The sequence below is a fragment of the Burkholderia sp. WTPI3 genome, assembly GCF_021483755.1.
Classification (GTDB): Bacteria; Pseudomonadota; Gammaproteobacteria; order Burkholderiales; family Burkholderiaceae; genus Burkholderia.
On sequence record NZ_JAGIXF010000079.1, the window covers coordinates 12,441 to 27,917 of the forward strand.

At 67.5% G+C, this 15,477-nt stretch carries 12 protein-coding genes; 10 read left to right on the top strand and 2 right to left on the bottom strand.

What is annotated here, in order from left to right; all coding sequences use genetic code 11:
* Positions 1 to 75: 75 nt before the first annotated feature.
* Positions 76 to 1,602: a mannose-1-phosphate guanylyltransferase/mannose-6-phosphate isomerase gene (locus J7024_RS29605; RefSeq protein ID WP_124826496.1), complete on the bottom strand. Its 1,527-nt coding sequence runs from the start codon at positions 1,600 to 1,602 to the stop codon at positions 76 to 78.
* 425 nt (positions 1,603 to 2,027) lie between these two features.
* Between J7024_RS29605 and J7024_RS29610 the strand changes: the two genes are divergently transcribed.
* The 10 genes from J7024_RS29610 to J7024_RS29655 all read left to right on the top strand — a co-directional run bounded on the left by J7024_RS29610 (position 2,028) and on the right by J7024_RS29655 (position 14,967).
* On the top strand, positions 2,028 to 3,401 hold the full coding sequence (locus J7024_RS29610; protein ID WP_124826495.1) for an undecaprenyl-phosphate glucose phosphotransferase: 1,374 nt from the start codon (positions 2,028 to 2,030) through the stop codon (positions 3,399 to 3,401).
* A gap of 108 nt (positions 3,402 to 3,509) precedes the next feature.
* Positions 3,510 to 4,925, top strand: a complete 1,416-nt coding sequence (locus J7024_RS29615) for a UDP-glucose dehydrogenase family protein (protein WP_175750670.1) — start codon at positions 3,510 to 3,512, stop codon at positions 4,923 to 4,925.
* 40 nt (positions 4,926 to 4,965) lie between these two features.
* A complete protein-coding gene (locus J7024_RS29620) occupies positions 4,966 to 5,409 on the top strand; it encodes a low molecular weight protein-tyrosine-phosphatase (RefSeq protein WP_124826493.1) in 444 nt (147 codons plus the stop codon).
* The gene (locus J7024_RS29625) at positions 5,403 to 6,581 is read left to right on the top strand and encodes a polysaccharide biosynthesis/export family protein (protein ID WP_124826492.1); all 1,179 of its coding nucleotides are present in this window, start codon (positions 5,403 to 5,405) and stop codon (positions 6,579 to 6,581) included. Before J7024_RS29620 ends, J7024_RS29625 begins: the two co-directional genes overlap by 7 nt.
* A 50-nt stretch (positions 6,582 to 6,631) precedes the next feature.
* Positions 6,632 to 8,857, top strand: a complete 2,226-nt coding sequence (locus J7024_RS29630) for a polysaccharide biosynthesis tyrosine autokinase (RefSeq protein WP_124826491.1) — start codon at positions 6,632 to 6,634, stop codon at positions 8,855 to 8,857.
* 62 nt (positions 8,858 to 8,919) lie between these two features.
* Positions 8,920 to 9,879 carry a glycosyltransferase family 2 protein gene (locus tag J7024_RS29635; protein WP_175770047.1) on the top strand — a complete coding sequence of 320 codons (960 nt, stop codon included), beginning with the start codon at positions 8,920 to 8,922 and terminating at the stop codon, positions 9,877 to 9,879.
* 127 nt (positions 9,880 to 10,006) lie between these two features.
* The gene (locus J7024_RS29640) at positions 10,007 to 11,143 is read left to right on the top strand and encodes a glycosyltransferase family 4 protein (RefSeq protein ID WP_124826489.1); all 1,137 of its coding nucleotides are present in this window, start codon (positions 10,007 to 10,009) and stop codon (positions 11,141 to 11,143) included.
* 10 nt (positions 11,144 to 11,153) lie between these two features.
* Positions 11,154 to 12,620, top strand: a complete 1,467-nt coding sequence (locus J7024_RS29645) for an O-antigen ligase family protein (protein ID WP_175750667.1) — start codon at positions 11,154 to 11,156, stop codon at positions 12,618 to 12,620.
* A complete protein-coding gene (locus J7024_RS29650) occupies positions 12,617 to 13,801 on the top strand; it encodes a glycosyltransferase family 4 protein (protein WP_175750666.1) in 1,185 nt (394 codons plus the stop codon). The genes J7024_RS29645 and J7024_RS29650 overlap by 4 nt, the downstream gene beginning before the upstream one ends.
* Complete coding sequence (locus J7024_RS29655; protein WP_124826486.1) at positions 13,801 to 14,967, top strand: glycosyltransferase family 4 protein; 1,167 nt, start codon at positions 13,801 to 13,803, stop codon at positions 14,965 to 14,967. The genes J7024_RS29650 and J7024_RS29655 overlap by 1 nt, the downstream gene beginning before the upstream one ends.
* Before the next feature lie 115 nt (positions 14,968 to 15,082).
* Here J7024_RS29655 and J7024_RS29660 read toward each other — a convergent pair.
* Positions 15,083 to 15,477 (bottom strand): MFS transporter (locus J7024_RS29660; RefSeq protein WP_234745710.1); only part of this gene is annotated, 395 nt, incomplete at its 5' end.

Here is a 15,477-nt window from a genome sequence, read left to right on the forward strand (position 1 = left end):
CTCCCGGTTGTCTTCCCGTTTCTCCGTCATGCCGGGCGCGCCGTCGATGCGGCGTGCCCGGCATGCATTGCTGCGTCATTCGCGGCCGTAGGTATCGTCGAAGCGGACGATATCGTCCTCGCCGAGATACGCGCCCGACTGCACCTCGATCAGTTCGAGCGGCATCTTGCCCGGGTTCTCGAGACGGTGCGACACGCCGAGCGGGATGTACGTCGATTCGTTTTCGGACAGCAGGAACGTTTCTTCGCCACGTGTGATGCGCGCGGTGCCGCGCACGACGATCCAGTGTTCGGCGCGGTGGTGGTGCATCTGCAGCGACAGGCGCGCACCCGGCTTCACGACGATGCGTTTCACCTGGAAGCGTTCGCCCATGTCGACCGAATCGTAATGACCCCACGGGCGATGCACCTTGCGGTGGTCGGTGGCCTCCGTACCGCGCACGGCCTTGATGCGACCGACGATCTTCTTCACGTCCTGCACGCGGGACTTGTCGGCGACGAGCACGGCGTCGGGCGTTTCGACGACGACGAGGTTCTGCGTGCCGACGCACGCGACGAGCCGGCTTTCCGAATGCGCGAAGGTCGACTCGGCGTTTTCGAACAGCACGTTGCCGCGGCCGACGTTTTCGGCGTCGTCCTTCGGCAGGATTTGCCAGATCGCGTCCCACGAACCGACGTCCGACCAGCCGGCATCGAGCGGCACGACGACGCTTTCGCACAGCAGCGGCTGGTTCGCGAGCGGCTCCATCACCGCGTAGTCGATCGAGTTCGACGGCGATGCGGCGAAGGCGTCGCGATCGACGCGGAAGAAGTCGCCGTCCTGCTTGCCCTGCGCGACGGCGCGCTCACAGGCTGCGTAGATGGCGGGTTCGAGCTGGCGGATCGAGTTCAGCCAGACCGATGCGCGCACGATGAAGATCCCGCTGTTCCACCAGTATTCGCCGGATGCGACGTACTGCTGAGCAAGTTCGAGATGCGGTTTCTCGACGAAGCGATCCAGGCGGCGCACGTCGAGGTCGCCCGTCGCGGTATCGCGAAGTGGCGCGCCGACGCGGATGTAGCCGTAGCCCGTTTCCGCGCGGGCAGGCACGATGCCCATCGTCGCGATCCTGCCCTGGGCCGCACAGTGCACGCCGGCCGCGACGGCCGCGTGAAAGCGCGGCAGGTCGGCCACCGCGTGGTCGGCCGGCATTACGGTCATCACGGCGTCGCCGCGGGTCGCGACGATCCGCAGCGCGGCGAGCGTCAGTGCGGGCGCGGTGTCGCGGCCGAGCGGCTCGAGCATGATCGACGCGGACTTGCCGGCGACGCGCAGTTGTTCCGCGGTCGTGAAGCGGTGATCCTCGCCGCACACGACCAGCACGTCGTCGTTCAGCGGATGGCCGGTCTCGAGATCGTCGAGGCGCAGCGCGGTGGATTGCAGTAGCGAACGATCGCCGAGCAGGCCGATCAGCTGTTTCGGATAGTGTTCGCGCGACATCGGCCACAGACGCGTGCCCGAACCGCCGGCAAGGATCACCGGCTGCACCGCGACGCGCGTACCGGCGTCGCTCGCGGCGGAAGAAGAATGGCGCGTATCGGCTACCACGGCCGGAGCAATCATGATGACACTCTCCTCGATTGAAGTCAGGCCTGTTTGTAGCATGAAGTAAATCGACAATAAAACCGAGGTCGTTGCGCGATATTCGCGGAATACCTATCCGGGAAAATTTTCCGCGATAGCGTCGGATGCAAATAAAAAAATAAAAAATAATTCGGCGAGGTATCTGGGGACGCCAGCCAGCAAAGGGTTAGCGGAAACCGTAAAGATTTCGAAAAATTCCTGATTCACGTTCGATTCGGGAAAACCTGCCGATTTAATTCCAGAATATCGCGGCAAGAATTTCCGATTATTTTTCGAAATACTTGTGCGCTTGAGAGCGGATTTTCTTGCCGCTTCAATAGCGTCATGCAACGTTTGAATCGAATGTGCGGCACGGGCTGCACAAGGAGCTGTTCGGCAAACGCCTGTTCAGAGAGGAAGCAGACATGTTGAGCGTGCTGGCGAGAGTCATCGATATCGCGATGGTCGTGACGGGGGCAGTGCTCGCCGCCGCGCTGCACGGCGGCAGCGTCTGGTTCAACGACCTGCAGCGCACGATGGTGCTGTTCGACTGCCTGCTCGTCGTCGTGTGCTTTCCGGCATTCGGCATCTACCAGTCGTGGCGCGGCAAGCGTCTGGTCGGGCTGATGGGCCGCGTCGCGTTCGCTTGGCTGGTGGTCGAGCTGGCCGGCATCCTGATGAGTTTCAGCTTTCACCAGTCGGGCGAGCTGTCGCGGTTGTGGCTCGGTTACTGGGCCGTCACGACGATGACGCTGCTGGCCGGTTCGAAAGCATGCGTGCATGCGGTGCTGCGCCGGTTGCGTCGCGGCGGCTACAACCTGAAGGCGGTCGCGATCGTCGGCGGCACGCCGGCGGCGCGGCGGCTGATCGCGCAAATGCGGGCGCGGCCGGAAGCGGGCTTCAACCCGGTGTGCGTCTACGACGAAAGCGCGGCGGCTGGGGATGTGGCGCTCGACGACGTGCGCATCGAGCGGCAGTTCGAATCGCTGGTATGGCTCGTGCGCAGCCGCGCGATCCGCGAGCTGTGGCTCACGCTGCCGATCGCGGAAGAGCGCCGGATGCACCAGATCGTGACGGTGTTTCGCCACGACTTCGTGAACATCCGCTTCATTCCGGACGTGCGTAGCCTGTCGTTCTTCAACCAGGAAGTGGTTGAGTTGCTCGGCGTACCGGCGATCAACCTGGCCGCGTCGCCGATTACCGACGTGCGGATCCTGCCGAAGTTCGTGTTCGACCGGCTGTTCGCGCTGGCGGCGCTCACGATGCTGGCGCCGGCGATGCTGCTGATCGCGTGCCTGATCAAGCTGACGTCGCGCGGGCCGGTGTTCTTCCGCCAGAAGCGCAAGGGCATCGACGGGCACGAGTTCGAGATCTACAAGTTCCGCTCGATGAAGGTGCACCAGGAAGCGGCCGGGCAGGTCACGCAGGCGACCAGGAACGACACGCGCGTGACGCCGGTCGGCCGGTTCCTGCGCCGCACGAGCCTCGATGAACTGCCGCAGTTCATCAACGTGCTGAAGGGCGAGATGTCGGTCGTCGGCCCGCGGCCGCATGCGCTCGCGCATGACGACATCTACAAGGATCTGGTCAAGGGCTACATGTTCCGCTACCGGATCAAGCCGGGCATCACCGGGTGGGCGCAGATCAACGGCTTTCGCGGCGAGACCGACCAGATCGAGAAGATGATGGGCCGCGTGAAGCTCGACCTGTACTACATGCAGAACTGGTCGTTCTGGCTCGACATCAAGATCGTCGTGCTGACGCTATGGAAAGGCTTCACCGGCGGCAACGCTTACTGAGTCGGGCGCTCCCGGATCCGTCGCGTCGCCGCCAGGCCACGCGACGGACAGTCCCCCGGGAATCCGGCTTACGAATTTCGAATCATCGGTCAAGAGGTCCGACACATCATGAATCTGACTATCATCGGCAGCGGTTACGTAGGTCTCGTCACCGGCGCCTGTCTCGCCGACATCGGGCACGACGTGTTCTGTCTCGACGTCGACCAGGCGAAGATCGACGTCCTGAACGACGGCGGCGTACCGATCCACGAGCCGGGCCTCAAGGAAGTCATCGCGCGCAACCGCGCGGCGGGCCGCCTGCGTTTCTCGACCGATGTCGAGGCCGCGGTCGCGCACGGCGACGTGCAGTTCATCGCGGTCGGCACGCCGCCCGACGAGGACGGCTCGGCCGACCTGCAGTACGTGCTCGCGGCGGCGCGCAACATCGGCCGCACCATGGAGGGCTTCAAGGTGATCGTCGACAAGTCGACGGTGCCGGTCGGCACGGCCGAGCGTGTGCGCGCGGCGGTCGCCGACGAACTTGCGAAGCGCGGCGAAGGCGACCAGATGTTTTCCGTCGTGTCGAATCCGGAATTCCTGAAGGAGGGCGCGGCGGTCGACGATTTCACGCGGCCGGACCGTATCGTGATCGGCTGCGACGACGACGTGCCGGGCGAGCGCGCGCGCGAACTGATGAAGAAGCTGTACGCGCCGTTCAACCGCAACCACGAACGCACGCTGTACATGGACGTGCGCTCGGCCGAATTCACGAAGTACGCGGCCAACGCGATGCTCGCGACGCGCATCTCGTTCATGAACGAGCTTGCTAACCTCGCCGATCGCTTCGGCGCCGACATCGAGGCCGTGCGCCGCGGGATCGGCTCCGATCCGCGCATCGGCTATCACTTCCTCTATGCGGGTTGCGGCTATGGCGGCTCGTGTTTCCCGAAGGACGTCGAGGCGCTGATCCGCACCGCGGACGAGCACGGCCAGGCGCTGCAGATCCTGCAGGCCGTGTCGGCCGTCAATGCGAATCAGAAGCGCGTGCTGGCCGACAAGATCGTCGCGCGCTTCGGCGAGGACCTGACGGGCCGCGCGTTCGGCATCTGGGGCCTTGCGTTCAAGCCGAACACCGACGACATGCGCGAGGCGCCGAGCCGCGAGCTGATCGCCGAGCTGCTGTCGCGCGGCGCGCGTATCGCCGCCTACGACCCGGTTGCGCAGCGGGAAGCGCGCCGCGTGCTCGCGCTCGATCTCGCGGATCACCCGGGCTGGCTCGAGCGCCTGACCTTCGTCGACGACGAGGCGCAGGCCGCGCACGATGCCGACGCGCTCGTGATCGTCACCGAATGGAAGGCATTCAAGAGCCCCGATTTCGTCGCGCTCGGCCGGCAGTGGAAGTCGCCGGTGATCTTCGACGGACGCAACCTGTACGAGCCGGAGACGATGACCGAGCAGGGCATCGAATACCACCCGATCGGCCGGCCCGGCTCGCGCCAGGCCGTCGCCGCCCGCGTGCCGGGCGCCGTGCGCGCGAACGCGTAACCGGCGCGTCACCGTCACCCGTCACCCGAATCGAGACGCCATGTTCCGGAACATCCTGATCGTCTGTCACGCGAACGTCTGCCGCAGCCCGGCAGCGGAAATGCTGTTCAAGTCGCATGCGGCGTCGCGCGGCGGCCCGCGCGCGACGTTCCACTCGGCCGGCGTCCGTGCGAACGACGGCGACGGCATCGATCCGGTGATGCGGCAATTGCTTGCCGAGCGCGGCGTCGATGCGACGACGCACCGCTCGCGGCGCCTGTCGCGCCGGATCGTGCGCGACGCCGACCTGATTCTCGTCAGCGAGCGCGAGCAGATCAAGGCCGTCGAATCGGTCGATCCGTTCGCGCGCGGCAAGGTCCACCTGCTGGGCAAGTGGGAGGACGCCGAAATCGCGGATCCGCACGGCGGCCCCGAGGCCGACTATCGCGAGAGCTACTCATTGATCGAACGCCTGGTTCAAGGATGGCTGCAAAAACTATGCTGAAACGTCCCATGCGCCCGCTGGCGCTCGCCGTCGCAATGACGACATTCCTGTCGGCCTGCGCGACCGCGCCCGGCAACTATCTCGACTCGTCGAACCTGCAGGACGAAGGCCGGCAAGGTCAGGCCGAAACCTATCCGGTTCATTACATCGACGCGAAGCTGGTGATGGATCAGCTGCAGAAGCAGCAGGTCGAGCACCCGCTGCCACCCAGCCGCTATACGGATCCGTCGCAGTACGTATACCGCGTCGGCCCGCAGGACATCCTCGGCGTCACGGTGTGGGATCACCCCGAGCTGACGACGCCGCAGGGCCAGTCGTTCTCGAGCGGCGGCAACACAACGCAGTCGGTCGCCGGCGCGCTGCAGCAGCCGTATACGACCGCGCTGCCGGGTCAGGCCGATCCGTACGGCCAGACGGTCGCCGCCGACGGCACGATCTTCTTCCCGTTCGTCGGCCGGATTCGCGTGGCGGGCAAGACGGTCGCGCAGATCCGCGACCAGATGGCATCGACCCTCGCGCGCTACGTGAAGAATCCGCAGCTCGACGTGCGCGTGCTGTCGTTCCGCAGCCAGAAGGTACAGGTGACGGGCGAGGTGAAGCAGCCGGGCCCGCTCGCGGTGAGCGACGTGCCTCTGACGCTCGTCGACGCGATCTCCCGCTCGGGCGGCTCGACCGGCGATGCCGACCTGCAGCGCGTGCGACTGACGCGCGACGGCAAGCTATACACGCTCGACGCGAACGGCGTGCTCGATCGCGGCGAAGTGAAGCAGAACGTGATGCTGCAGCCGGGCGACATCGTCAACGTGCCGGACCGCAGCGACAGCCGCGTGTTCATCATGGGCGAGGTCAAGACGCCGGTCACCGTGCCGATGCTCAAGGGCAAGCTGACCATCGCCGACGCGCTGACCGCGGGCGGCGGCATCCTCGACACCGATGCGAATCCGCGCAAGATCTACGTGATGCGCGGCATGCGTGACAACCCGACGAAGCCGGAAGTCTTCCGTCTCGATATGACGCAGCCGGACGCGCTGATGTTGTCGAGCCGCTTCCCGCTGCAGCCGCTCGACGTCGTCTACGTCAGCACGGCAAGCTCGGTGCAGTTCAACCGCGTGCTGCAGCAGGTGCTGCCGACGATCCAGACGATCTTCTACATGCGGCAAATCACGCGCTGATAGCCCGCCGGGGCGGCGCCTGCCCTCCGGCACCACTCAAGCGGGAACGAATGGTGAACACGCAAGCGAAACACTCCTACGCGGATCTGACCGCGAAAACCGAGGAAGAGGACGTCGTCCTCGGCCAGTTGCTCCAGGTGATCATGGACGACATCTGGTTGCTGCTCGGCATCGCGGTGACGGTCATCGCGCTCGCCGGCCTTTACTGTTACGTCGCGAAGCCGGTGTACCAGGCCGACGTGCACGTGCGGGTCGAGGGCAATGACAACACGACGCAGGCGCTCACGCAGACGCAGACGGGCGCGATGATCAACAGCGGTCCGCAGCAGGCGCCGACCGATGCGGAAATCGAGATCATCAAGAGCCGCGGCGTCGTCGCGCCGGTCGTCGATCAGTTCAAGCTGAACTTCTCGGTCGTGCCGAAGACGATTCCGCTGCTCGGCAGCCTCGCCGCGCGCATGGCGACGCCGGGCGACCCGGCGCGGCCGTGGCTCGGCCTGAAGTCCTACGCGTGGGGCGGCGAAGTGGCCGACATCGACACGATCAACGTCGTGCCGGCGCTCGAAGGTAAGAAGCTGACGCTGACGGCCGGCCCGAACGGCACCTATACGCTGGTGGACGAAAACGGCAACCGGCTGCTGTCGGGCCGCGCCGGCGAATCGGAGCAGGGCGGCGGCGTGACGCTGCTGGTGCAGAAGCTGGTCGCGCGTCCGGGCACGCAGTTCACGGTGGTCCGCTACAACGATCTCGACGCGATCACCGGTTTCCAGTCCGGCATCCAGGTGACCGAGCAGGGCAAGCAGACGGGCGTCGTGCAGATCTCGCTCGAAGGCAAGGATCCGGACCAGACCGCCGCGATCGCGAACGCGCTCGCGCAGTCGTACCTGAACCAGCACGTGATCGCGAAGCAGGCCGAAGCGACCAAGATGCTCGACTTCCTGAAGAGCGAGGAGCCGCGTCTGAAGACCGACCTCGAGCGGGCGGAAGCCGCGCTCACGGAGTATCAGCGCACGTCCGGCTCGATCAACGCGAGCGACGAGGCGAAGGTCTATCTCGAAGGCAGCGTGCAGTACGAACAGCAGATCGCCGCGCAGCGCCTGCAGCTCGCATCGCTCGCGCAGCGCTTCACCGATTCGCACCCGATGGTGATCGCAGCGAAGCAGCAGCTCGCGGAACTGCAGGCCGAGAAGGACAAGTTCAGCAACCGCTTCCGCAGCCTGCCGGCGACCGAGGTGAAGGCCGTCCAGCTCCAGCGCGACGCGAAGGTTGCCGAGGACATCTACGTGCTGCTGCTGAACCGCGTGCAGGAACTGTCGGTGCAGAAGGCCGGAACGGGCGGCAACATCCACCTCGTCGATTCGGCGCTGCGTCCGGGCGATCCGGTCAAGCCGAAGAAGGTGCTGATCCTGTCGGCCGCCGTGTTCCTCGGGCTGATCCTCGGCACAGGCGTCGTGTTCCTGCGCCGCAACCTGTTCCAGGGCATCGAGGATCCGGACCGCGTCGAGCGCACGTTCAACCTGCCGATGTACGGGCTCGTGCCGCAAAGCGCCGAGCAGGTGAAGCTCGACACCGCGGCCGGGAAGGCCGGCGGCCGTGCGCGGCCGATCCTCGCGAGCCTGCGTCCGAAGGACCTGAGCGTCGAGAGCATGCGCAGCCTGCGCACCGCGATGCAGTTCGCGATGATGGATGCGAAGAACCGCGTGATCGTGCTGACCGGCCCGACGCCGGGCATCGGCAAGAGCTTCCTGACGGTCAACCTCGCGGTGCTGCTCGCGCATTCGGGCAAGCGCGTGTTGCTGATCGACGCCGACATGCGCCGCGGGATGCTCGACCGCTACTTCGGCCTTACCGCGCAGCCGGGCCTGTCCGAGCTGCTGAGCGACCAGTCGCCGCTCGAGGAGGCGGTCCGCGAGACGCCGGTGCAGGGCCTGTCGTTCATCGCGGCCGGCACGCGCCCGCCGAACCCGTCGGAGCTGCTGATGTCGACGCGCCTGCCGCAATACCTCGAAGGGCTCGGCAAGCGCTACGACATCGTGCTGATCGATTCGCCGCCGGTACTGGCCGTGACCGACGCGACCATCATCGGCCGCATGGCGGGCGCGACGTTCCTCGTGCTGCGCTCGGGCATGCACACCGAAGGCGAGATCGCCGACGCGATCAAGCGCTTGCGTACCGCGGGCGTCGATCTGGAAGGCGGGATCTTCAACGGCGTGCCGCCGAAAGCGCGCGGCTACGGCCGTGGCTATGCGGCCGTGCACGAATACCTCAGCGCGTGAGCGTATTGCGCGCAACCGGGCCGGCGCGAACGGCGCCCGCCCGGCCGACTGGAGAACCCCAAATGAAGATTTCCGTGCTCGTTCCGACCTACCGGCGCCCCGCCGACCTCGCGCGCTGCCTGCTGGCGCTGCAGCGCCAGCAGCGGCTGCCCGACGAGGTGATCGTCGTCGCGCGCCCGGAGGACGACGCCACGCACGAGCGCCTCGCCGATCCGTCGGTCGGCGGCGCGCTGCCGCTGCGCATCGTGCCGGTCGACGTGCCCGGGCAGGTCGCCGCCCTGAACCAGGGGCTCGACTCGGCGAACGGCGACGTCGTCGCGATCACCGACGACGACGCGGCGCCGCGCGCCGACTGGCTCGCGCGCGTCGAAGCGGTATTCCAGGCCGATCCGCGCGTCGGTGCGGTCGGCGGACGCGACTGGGTTCACGAGAAAGGTCGCGTGCTCGACGAATCGCGCGAACGCGTGGGCCAGCTCACGCTGTCCGGCAAGATCGTCGGCAACCATCATCTCGGCGTCGGCGGCGCGCGCGAAGTCGACATGCTCAAGGGCGCGAACATGAGCTACCGGCGCGCCGCGATCGAGCGGCTGCGCTTCGACACACGGTTGCGTGGCGCCGGCGCGCAGGTGCACAACGACATGGGCTTCAGCATGCGCGTGCGGCGCGAAGGCTGGAAGCTCGTGTACGACCCGGCGATCGCGGTCGATCATTTCCCGGCCGAGCGCTTCGACGACGACCGGCGCGATGCCGCGTCGCTCAACGCGATCAGCAACGGCGCGTACAACCTGCATCTGATCCTGCGCGAGCATCTGCCGCCGCTGCGGCGCGAGATCGCGTGGTGGTGGTGGACGCTGGTCGGCACGCGCGTCTATCCCGGCTTTACGCACGTGCTGCTGTCGCTGCATACCGCCAGGCGCGAGCGTGTGCGCGAGCACTGGCGCGCGGTGCGCCGCGGCGCACGCGATGCGCGCCGCGCGAACCTTGCCCCTCACCGCGCGGCGATGCCGCCGGTGACGTCTTGAACGGGCCGCGCGCATTGCGCACGGCCACACCCGGAGGGCCTGAAATGGTACGACCCCCACGCTCACTGCGTTCACTGTCCCCCGCGGGGGCGGTCAACCTCCTTGCGGCGGCCCGGCGGAGGCTGACATGACTGCCACGAAGGTTCACGTCCACCTGTTTTACGGCGCCGATCCGCGTACCTACCGGAAAGGCGAGAACATCGGCTGCCTGTACGGTTATCACCACGCGGAATCCGACGAATTCCGGCTCACCTATTCGCAGGACCGGCGCGAGGGCCGCGTCGCGAGCCTCGCGCGCCGCGGCCTGAAGGCCGCGCTTGGCTTCGACGTCGTGCACGCATGGCGCAATCGCGCCGCGCTGCTGAGCACCGACGTGATCTGGACGCACACCGAGCAGGAACACCTCGCCGCCGCGCTGATCCTGAAACTGGCCGGCGCGCAAGGCAAGCGTCCGCTGCTGCTCGCGCAGAGCGTGTGGCTGTTCGACAAGTGGGGCACCTTCGGCGGCCCGCGCCGCTGGCTGTACCGCAAGCTGCTCGCGCGTGCCGACGCGCTGACCACGCTCGCCCGCGACAACGCCGAGCTGTGCCGCCGCTACCTCGGGCGCGATGCGGAGTTCGTGTACTACGGCCTGAACACGCAGGATTTTCCGCTCACCGACCCGCAACGGTGGCAGCCGAACCGGCCGCTGCGGATCGCGGCGATCGGCAACGACCGCGATCGTGACTGGCGCACCTTCCTCGCCGCGTTCGGCGGCGACGAGCGCTACGACGTGCGGCTCGCGACGCGTCGCCGCGTGCCGCGCGAGTGGCATGCGCCGAACGTGCGGATCGGTTCGGCGCCGGGGCTCGCGAAGCAGCACGAGCTGTACGCATGGGCCGACGTGATCGTCGTGCCGCTGCGGCCGAACTTCCACGCGTCGGGCATCACCGTGATGCTCGAGGCGGCGGCCGTCGGCAAGCCGATGATCGTGTCCGACGTGGGCGGGCTCAGCGACTACTTCCCGCACGACACGGCCGCGTACGTGCCGCCGTTCGACGCGCAGGCGATGCGCCAGGCCGCCGACCGCTTCGTGGCCGACCCGGCTGCCGCGCTCGAATGCGCGCGCGCCGCGGCGACGTGCCTGCGCGAGCGCGACCTGACCACGCAGGCGTTCGCCGAACAGCACGTGCGGATCACGCGCGACATGCTGCGCCGGCGTCGCACACCGGCCGCCGCGGGCCTGGCGATGCCGCTTGCGGATTCGCGTCCGTCGTCGCAGTGAGTACCGATCGATGAGTACGATTGCCGCCGAACGCGCACCGTCGCGCCCCCGCAGCTGGTTCGCCGAGCCGAAGCACTGGGCCGGGCAGGCCGGGCTGTGGACGCTGACCACCGCGCTGATCGCCATTCACCAGGGCAAGGTACTGACGCTCGCGTTTCCGGTGCTGGCCATCCTGGTCAGCCTCTGGCTCTATTTCAAGAGCCCGGCGCGCTACGTCGGCTTCATGTGGTGGGTGTGGTTCCTGAGTCCCGAGGTGCGGCGCCTGGCCGACTGGTCGAAGGGCGCCTTCACGCCGACGAGCCTGATCCAGGTCGCGCCGCTCGCGGTGACGATGATCGCCGGCCTCGGGTTGTTGCGGCACTACCGCGTGCTCGCGCAGCGGCGCGGGATTCCGGTGCTGCTGATTCTCTTCGGGCTCACCTATGCGTATCTCGTCGGGATCGTGTCGAGCGGCGTGATGGCTGCGACCTACGACCTCGCGAACTGGGTGTACCCGGTGCTGATCGGCTTTCACATCATGGTCAACTCGCGCGACTACCCCGAGTATCGCGACGTGCTGCTGTCCACCTTCATGTGGGGCATGCTCGTGATGGGCGTGTACGGTGTCGTGCAGTACTTCGTGATGCCGCAGTGGGACGTGCTGTGGATGATCGGATCCGACATGGGCTCGCAGGGCGAGCCGGTGCCGTACGGCGTGCGCGTGTTCAGCACGATGAATTCGTCCGGGCCGTTTGCGTTCGCGATGATGGGCGCGCTGGTGTTCGTGCTGGTGGCGCCGCAGCGGATCCGCTGGTTCGCCGGCGCGGCGGGCTTCGTGTCGTTCGCGCTGTGTCTCGTGCGTTCGACGTGGGGCGGCTGGGTGATCGCACTCGCGATCCAGCTCGTGCAGTCGAGCAACCGCGTGCGGATGCGGATCCTCGTCAGCGGCGTCGTGCTGGTCGGCCTGTGCGTGCCGCTCCTGACCGTCGGGCCGGTGGCCGACCGGCTCGGCCAGCGTCTCGAATCGATCACGAACCTGAAGGACGACCGCAGCTACGACGACCGCAACAAGTTCTACGCGACGTTCGCGCAAACGGCGTTTACCGACGTCGCCGGCGAAGGGATGGGCGCGACCGGCGCGTCGACCAAGCTGTCGAGCGACAGCGGCGAGCTCGGCAAGTACGGCAGCTTCGACAGCGGCGTGATGAACGTGCCGTTCGTGCTCGGCTGGCCCGGCACGCTGCTGTATCTCGCAGGCGTCGTGATGCTGTTCGGCCGCACGTTGCGCGCGGCGTTCAAGCTGCGCAAGGACAAGTTCGTCGGCGCATGCCTGAGCCTGTGCCTGTCGACGTTCGCGATGCTCGTGTTCACGAACTCGCTGATCGGCACGGGCGGCCTGCTGATGTTCACGGCCATTTTTTCCATACTATCCGCGGCGCACTGGCAGAAGGCGCAGCGCCTGCCGGCCGCCGCGCATTCACGGGGAGGCGACCATTGAGGATCGCGATCGTCACGCACGTCGTGCGTCATAACGATGGGCAGGGCCGCGTCAATTACGAAATCGCGCGCGCGGCGCTGGCCGAAAACTACGAGGTCACGCTGGTCGCGTCGCACGTCGCGCCGGCGTTGCTGGCCGACCCGCGCGTGCGCTGGGTGCCGGTGAAGGCCGGGCGTTTCTGGCCGTCGAATCTCGTCAAGCAGCAGGTGTTCGCACTGAAGAGCGCGTTGTGGCTGCGCGCGCATCGCGGCGAATACGACGTGCTGCACGTGAACGGCTTCATCTCGTGGATCCGCGCCGACGTGAATACCGCGCACTTCGTGCACGGCGGCTGGTTCAAGAGCCCGTACTATCCGTTCGGGTTGACGAAGGGGGTGTGGTCGGCCTACCAGTACGTCTATACGCGCGTGAACACCGCGCTGGAGCGCTGGGCATACCGCCGCTCGCGCGCGATTACCGCGGTGTCGCAGAAGGTCGCCGACGAGATTGCCGGGCTCGGTATCGACAGCCGCAAGATCGGCGTGATCCACAACGGCGTCGACGGCAGCGCGTTCGCGGGCGCGCAGGCCGACCGCGCGGCCTTCGAGCTCCCCGAGGACGCGTTCCTGCTGCTGTTCGTCGGCGACCTGCGCACGCCGCGCAAGAACCTCGGCACAGTGTTGAAGGCGCTTACCCGGCTGCCGGCGCATGTCCATCTCGCGGTAGCCGGCTATCTGCCCGGCAGCCCGTATCCGGAAGAGGCGCGCGCGCTCGGCATCGCGTCGCGCGTGCATTTCCTCGGGCTCGTGAAGAACATGCCGACGCTGATGCGCTCGGTCGACGCGTACGTGTTCCCCTCGCGCTACGAAGCGATGAGCCTGTCGCTGCTGGAGGCGATGGCGGCCGGGCTGCCGGTCGTCACCGCGCGCACCGCGGGCGGCGCGGAAATCATCACGCGCGACTGCGGGATCGTGCTGGAGGACCCGGACGATCCGGACGCGCTCGCGCGGGCGATCGGCTCGCTCGCGGCGTCGCGCGACACCTGCCGCGCGATGGGCGACGCGGCCCGCGAACTGATGACCCGTTTCGGCTGGGCCCACATGGGCGCCCAGTACGTCGCGCTTTACCGGCGCATCGGCCAACCCTCGCAGCCGTCCGCCTTCGAGCGAGTCGAGCATGCGGTCACGCAGGAGCAATCGTGATGTCTTCTTCTTCCCGGCCGATCAAATCGTTGCAAATCGGCATGCACTGGTTTCCCGAACGCGCGGGCGGCCTCGACCGGATGTACTACTCGCTCGTCGGCGCGCTGCCGGGCGCGGGTGTCGAGGTGCGCGGGCTTGTCGCCGGCTCGCCGAAGGTCGCCGACGACACGGGCGGCGCGATCCAGGGCTTCGGTCCCGCGTCGCAGCCGCTCGCGCGCCGGATGCTGGCCGCGCGCCGCGCGCTGCGCGACGAGATCCGCAGCGAGCGGCCGGACGTGATTTCGTCGCACTTCGCGCTCTACACGTTCCCGGGCCTCGACGTGACGCGCGGGATTCCGCAGGTGTCGCACTTCCAGGGGCCGTGGGCCGACGAGAGCCAGGTCGAGGGCGCGGCATCGCTCGGTCAGCGTGCGAAGCGCTATCTCGAACAGGCCGTCTATACGCGTTCGTCGCGGCTGATCGTGCTGTCGCAGGCATTCGGCCAGATCCTGACGAACCGCTACGGGATCGATCCGTCGCGCGTGCGCGTGATTCCCGGCTGCGTCGATACCGCGCAGTTCGACACGCCGCTCACGCCGGGCGAGGCGCGCCACAAGCTGCAATTGCCGCAGGACCGGCCGATCGTGCTGGCCGTGCGCCGGCTCGTGCGGCGCATGGGGCTGGAGGATCTGGTCGACGCGATCGGCATGGTCAAGCGCCGCCATCCCGACGTGCTGCTGCTGATCGCGGGGAAGGGCAAGCTCGCCGAGGAGCTGCAGCAACGCGTCGACGCGGCCGGGCTGCAGGACAACGTGAAGCTGCTCGGCTTCGTGCCCGACCAGCATCTCGCGGCGCTGTACCGCGCGGCCACCGTCAGCGTCGTGCCGACGGTCGCGCTCGAGGGCTTCGGGCTGATCACGGTCGAGTCGCTGGCGTCCGGCACGCCGGTGCTGGTCACGCCGGTCGGCGGGCTGCCCGAGGCGGTCGCCGGGTTGTCCGACGATCTCGTGCTGCCGTCCACCGGCGCCGACGCGATCGCCGAAGGGCTCGGCGCCGCGCTGTCGGGCGCGATCAAGCTGCCGGACGAAGCTGCATGCAAGGGCTATGCACGCGATCACTTCGACAATGCGGTGATCGCACGCCGCGTCGCCGGCGTGTACGATGAGGCGATCCGGATGGCGGGTTGAACGAGCGCGGCGCGTGAGCGCACGCCGTCGCCGTCGCGAAGCAGGAACCGATGCGCGCGCGTGTGCGTCCGTTCGCAGGCCGGCCACCCGATTCGGGTGAGCCGGCTTCTTGCCGTCATCCGCGCGCCGTTGCCGGCACGTGTCGCGTCCGGGTGCGCGTCGCGGCCCAGACGACGAACGCGATCACGCTGACCGCCGCGCCAAGCCCGCAGACGCCGGTCCATCCGGCGTGCGCGTACATCATCGTCGACGCAATCGCGCCGAGCCCGCTGCCGACCGAATAGAACAGCATGTAGCAGCCGACGAGCCGCGCATGCGCATCGGGCCGCGCGCCCAGAATCATGCTCTGGTTCACAACATGGACGGCTTGCCCGCCGACATCGAGCAGCACGATGCCGATCACCAGCAGCGCGATCGACGAGCCGCCGAACGCCAGCGGCAGCCACGAGAACGCGAGCAGCGCGAGCGCGGCGCCGGTCGTCGCTTCGCCGAGCCCGCGATCCGCGAGTC

Bases quoted from the DNA above. Each gene is read 5' to 3' on its own strand.
- J7024_RS29605 (WP_124826496.1), bottom strand. From the start codon at position 1,602: ATGATTGCTCCGGCCGTGGTAGCCGATACGCGCCATTCTTCTTCCGCC.
- J7024_RS29610 (WP_124826495.1), top strand. From the start codon at position 2,028: ATGTTGAGCGTGCTGGCGAGAGTCATCGATATCGCGATGGTCGTGACG.
- J7024_RS29615 (WP_175750670.1), top strand. From the start codon at position 3,510: ATGAATCTGACTATCATCGGCAGCGGTTACGTAGGTCTCGTCACCGGC.
- J7024_RS29620 (WP_124826493.1), top strand. From the start codon at position 4,966: ATGTTCCGGAACATCCTGATCGTCTGTCACGCGAACGTCTGCCGCAGC.
- J7024_RS29625 (WP_124826492.1), top strand. From the start codon at position 5,403: ATGCTGAAACGTCCCATGCGCCCGCTGGCGCTCGCCGTCGCAATGACG.
- J7024_RS29630 (WP_124826491.1), top strand. From the start codon at position 6,632: ATGGTGAACACGCAAGCGAAACACTCCTACGCGGATCTGACCGCGAAA.
- J7024_RS29635 (WP_175770047.1), top strand. From the start codon at position 8,920: ATGAAGATTTCCGTGCTCGTTCCGACCTACCGGCGCCCCGCCGACCTC.
- J7024_RS29640 (WP_124826489.1), top strand. From the start codon at position 10,007: ATGACTGCCACGAAGGTTCACGTCCACCTGTTTTACGGCGCCGATCCG.
- J7024_RS29645 (WP_175750667.1), top strand. From the start codon at position 11,154: ATGAGTACGATTGCCGCCGAACGCGCACCGTCGCGCCCCCGCAGCTGG.
- J7024_RS29655 (WP_124826486.1), top strand. From the start codon at position 13,801: ATGTCTTCTTCTTCCCGGCCGATCAAATCGTTGCAAATCGGCATGCAC.